This is a genomic window from Candidatus Methylacidiphilales bacterium (genome assembly GCA_025056655.1).
GTDB lineage: Bacteria > Verrucomicrobiota > Verrucomicrobiia > Methylacidiphilales > JANWVL01 > JANWVL01.
The window spans coordinates 1-3612 of sequence record JANWVL010000017.1 but is presented as its reverse complement, the minus strand read 5'-3'; the positions used below and the strand labels follow the sequence as shown (position 1 = coordinate 3612).

Genomic DNA, 3612 nt, shown 5'->3' with positions numbered 1-3612 from the left:
AGTCTTTTGTATATAGATTTATAGAGCTTGCAGCAGGTGACGGTGGCCGGGATGTAGGCTGAGAGCACCGGAAATGGATTGGAACGGTTCTTGCCGATGAGCAAAATCTTATTTTATAATTTTCATGTAAAGCATGGGGATGGGGAAAGTTATCAAATCTTAAGAACCGTGCTTGAGATCGAGTTACGAGAGGATCATGCGCGAGCCGCATGAAAAGCGGCGTGGAAGGATAAGAAAAGAGACCATTACCGATTCCTTCTCTCGATGGCTTTGGAATGATCAATGTCGTCAGCGCTGGAGGCGTTGGCGAATTTGAATTAGAGGGCGGAGGTCAGTAGGAGGAGCGGGTTTTTTGGGAAGAGTCTCACGGCGCATTTTGAGTATAAGGGCGATGAGGCTAGATTTTGGACGACATTTTAAAGCGGACACAAGAAGTGGGTTACCATCACGAGAAAAAGAAGTGGGCTCGGCAGGGGAAATAAATGTGAGTATGATTGAAAGGGAAGGAATTGGAGTATGATAAACAAAAAAGTGATAAGGGTATGATCTTTATAATTTGTTTAGGTGTATTAATACCACACTTAATATTTCTAGAATGCCAATTCAAGCACATTCTTAAATTTATTTCCACCGCTCTCTCACTCCCCATCAAGGCTATTCTATAATATATAAGAAACAACATGTTGTTCTAAAATAATTTCTATAACAATATATAATTAAACAATCCAGCCTAATTCCACATTTCGCTTAATCTCTTCCTTATCCTGATAGATAATCTTTATGTTCTTATTCCAACCTAGCATTTTCAGTCAAAATCTAATGCCAAGCTATGGCTTAGGCCATCAATAAACCTAGTAATTTGCATTATTAAAAATGTTTATAGACTATAGCTAGGTCTTCTCCATTTTGATGGAATATTCTAGGTGAATGGTCAAAAAGGGATAAATGCGGTTTAGATGATTAACATAGACATAATTCAGATTGGGGAGTTCGCACAGGATCGAGGAAATTTGTGATTTTGAGATAAAATATAAGCTTGTGGAAAATGGCTCTTAACGAGCTAAGCACGCCTCTCATGAAAGCCTTGATCAAACAAAAAATGTTTCATTTCTTTCTAGTAGCATTACTCACAGTAAGTTTAACCGGGTGCATTTCAATGAGCATCGGCAGGAAAGATCGATATACTTTAAAGGGGATCTATGTGCAAATACCAGGGAAGGTCCGCTGGCTCAGTTTTAGGGTCGAATACAATCGGATTGAACAATCTGATGACTTTTGCGAAGTTTGGTGTATTACGTTATGCCTTAGCTGCTAGCTACCCAGCGGCAGCCGATGCCCCTGGAGCAAGGAAATTAGCAGCTAAGCCAAAAGTCGGCAACTTGAACTTGAAACATTACTTGTCTGAATCTTTGAGGGAGGTGTTTGATCGTGAAGCAGCCCAAAATAAAATTGGCAGCAATTATGCTGCATGCGAGGTGAGGGTAGAAAATCATGGCACTCGCAAGCAATTTAGCGCACTCAGTGGAAGTCAAGATACGTTGTTTGCTTCGTTTATTTTGTTTTTATACAAGATACTTTCTTGGAATAGAGGATTTTAGCGGCTAACCCATTCTCGCACGTTGAGTTGTATTCTACCAATACTTTGGACTCATTTCTCGCAAATCCATCGCTATAGTCCATACATCGGCGAAGTCTGCTACTGAGCAATTTAGGAAACAGATCTTTCAGTAATTTTTGACTTCACACTCCCAAATCAGTCTTGTGTGAGTTTGCAGGTGTTGTTGGTTTCTATATATATAAGGGTTAATTTGTGTGGGTGGCGTGAAAAAGTAAAGATTTACATGAGGAATGATTTAGTGTTGAGAGTAGGGCTTTGAATATATCTTGAATCCTTTCATGACGGCTGGCTGTAAGGTATAATTATATTGATTTATAAAATCTTGGATTATTTGGTTAGGATCGAACACATCAGGTTTTGAAAGGAAAATAAAGTCAGGTTTACCAGTTTTAGCAATTATAGACTTGAGCTGATCCAGATTTTGTATATTATAGATTGGGTGAATATTTGCATATGTGTGAATTTCATAGTAGTCGATTGCTAATGGTGAAGCTACCCACCAGATTGTTTTAGACAAATCTCCGGCATAATCCGATGCCAAGATGGCAGAGTTTTTGTAATCTTCTTTCTGATGTCGAGCATCGAAGCGCAACTCAAATGAGGAATAAACTAAAGCTACTACAAACAAGAAGATAGATATTGAAAATTTCTTTTTTATATATTGGTAATATTTGTGGACGAATAGTCCAGTTAAATAGATAAACGGAGGAAATGAGATTGCAAGGTGTCTTCCCCAAAAAGGCCAGGATACGAGATAGGCAGCTATTCCGAGAGTTACGCAGGGGAGAGACAGATATAGAATTAGGTGCAAATATTTTCTAAAAGCCAAGAATATTGAATGATTTTTTATTTCGGTGGTTATAACTTTACAAAAGACCCGGAGAATGATTAACAGATAACAGAAAATTGGAACAAAGTAGTGGAGGGAATGCTGAACGGCGGTGAACAGTCCAGATCTCATGTATTGCCTGAGTTCATCTCTGGCAGGGCCAAAGCCTTGTAGTCCGATGAATTCGTAAATAGCGAAGAGGTAATTGTAAAAATTTACAGGCCAGAGTCTTGCACCTCCTTGATGACCAGTAGCGAAGGAGTAGAGGTAGATTAAAGACGATGGCGCTAGAGCTAAAATCAGATATGTTAGAGAAAAAAGCGTTTGTTTTCGCTGTGCTCTATTTTTTATATTTTTAGAAAATATTATTAGCCAGCCTACGGCTATTGGAAAGAAAGCTAGGAGGCTTGTAAGTGATAGCAGTGTGGTTGAGATATATAGATAAAATTGGGCTTTTTTTCTATAATGATCATCCCACCAGTCTATGAATAAAGTTAACCACCATGCTCCAAGGGCAATTTGTAGAGCGTAAGGCCGGCTTTCGTTTATGTAATACCATACAAAGGGATGCAATGCATATAGATAGGGGAGCCAATATAATGATTTTCGTTGTGATAGCCGAATGATAGGGATGAGCGAGAGAATAATCCACAGTGCATTAGGAAACCTTAGGCTTAACTCGCTGTGACCAAAGAGCTGGCTCCAGAGCCAGGAGATGAAAAGGTTGAGGGGCTTTTGTATATCTGCATATGGACTGCTAATGAGAAAATTATAGAAATCTGAAAATGTTTTTTGCTTGGCAGCGATGCCAGTGTAGAGTTCATCAATCCAGAGGCTTTGACTGCTTGGGGCGAACAAAAGTAGGATAGATAGGGTTAGGAATGTGGGGATAGGGTTTTTGAGTTTGGTGTGGAAGGGAGCCATTTCTGAGTTTCTGGCTTCTAGGGAATTAGAAAAGGATTTTGTTTCCTTTCGATTTCGATCAGTGTTGTGGGGCCGTGGCCTGGGAGGACGCGGGTGGAGTCTGGGAGGGTGAGGAGGTGTTGGCGGATGCCGTTGAGGAGGTGGTGTTGGTTTCCGCCGGGGAGGTCCCATCGGCCGATTGAGCCGGCGAATAGGATGTCGCCTGCGAAGAGGAGTTGGTGTTCGGGGAGGTAAAATGCGA

4 protein-coding genes are annotated in these 3612 nt (G+C 40.5%); 1 reads left to right on the top strand and 3 read right to left on the bottom strand.

The window, feature by feature from the left end; genetic code table 11:
- Positions 1-288: 288 nt before the first annotated feature.
- A complete protein-coding gene (locus NZM04_00770; protein MCS7062577.1) occupies positions 289-429 on the bottom strand; it encodes a hypothetical protein in 141 nt (46 codons plus the stop codon).
- A gap of 839 nt (positions 430-1268) precedes the next feature.
- Here NZM04_00770 and NZM04_00765 point away from each other — a divergent pair.
- Positions 1269-1598, top strand: a complete 330-nt coding sequence (locus NZM04_00765) for a hypothetical protein (protein MCS7062576.1) — start codon at positions 1269-1271, stop codon at positions 1596-1598.
- Between the two features lie 255 nt (positions 1599-1853).
- On the opposite strand, the gene NZM04_00760 is transcribed toward NZM04_00765, so the two are convergent.
- Positions 1854-3371: a hypothetical protein gene (locus tag NZM04_00760; protein MCS7062575.1), complete on the bottom strand. Its 1518-nt coding sequence runs from the start codon at positions 3369-3371 to the stop codon at positions 1854-1856.
- A 17-nt stretch (positions 3372-3388) separates the two neighbouring features.
- Positions 3389-3612: MBL fold metallo-hydrolase (locus NZM04_00755; GenBank protein MCS7062574.1), on the bottom strand; the 224-nt coding region annotated here is incomplete at its 5' end.

Coding starts and splice junctions, on each gene's coding strand:
- NZM04_00765 (MCS7062576.1), top strand. CDS start 1,269: ATGACTTTTGCGAAGTTTGGTGTATTACGTTATGCCTTAGCTGCTAGC.
- NZM04_00760 (MCS7062575.1), bottom strand. CDS start 3,371: ATGGCTCCCTTCCACACCAAACTCAAAAACCCTATCCCCACATTCCTA.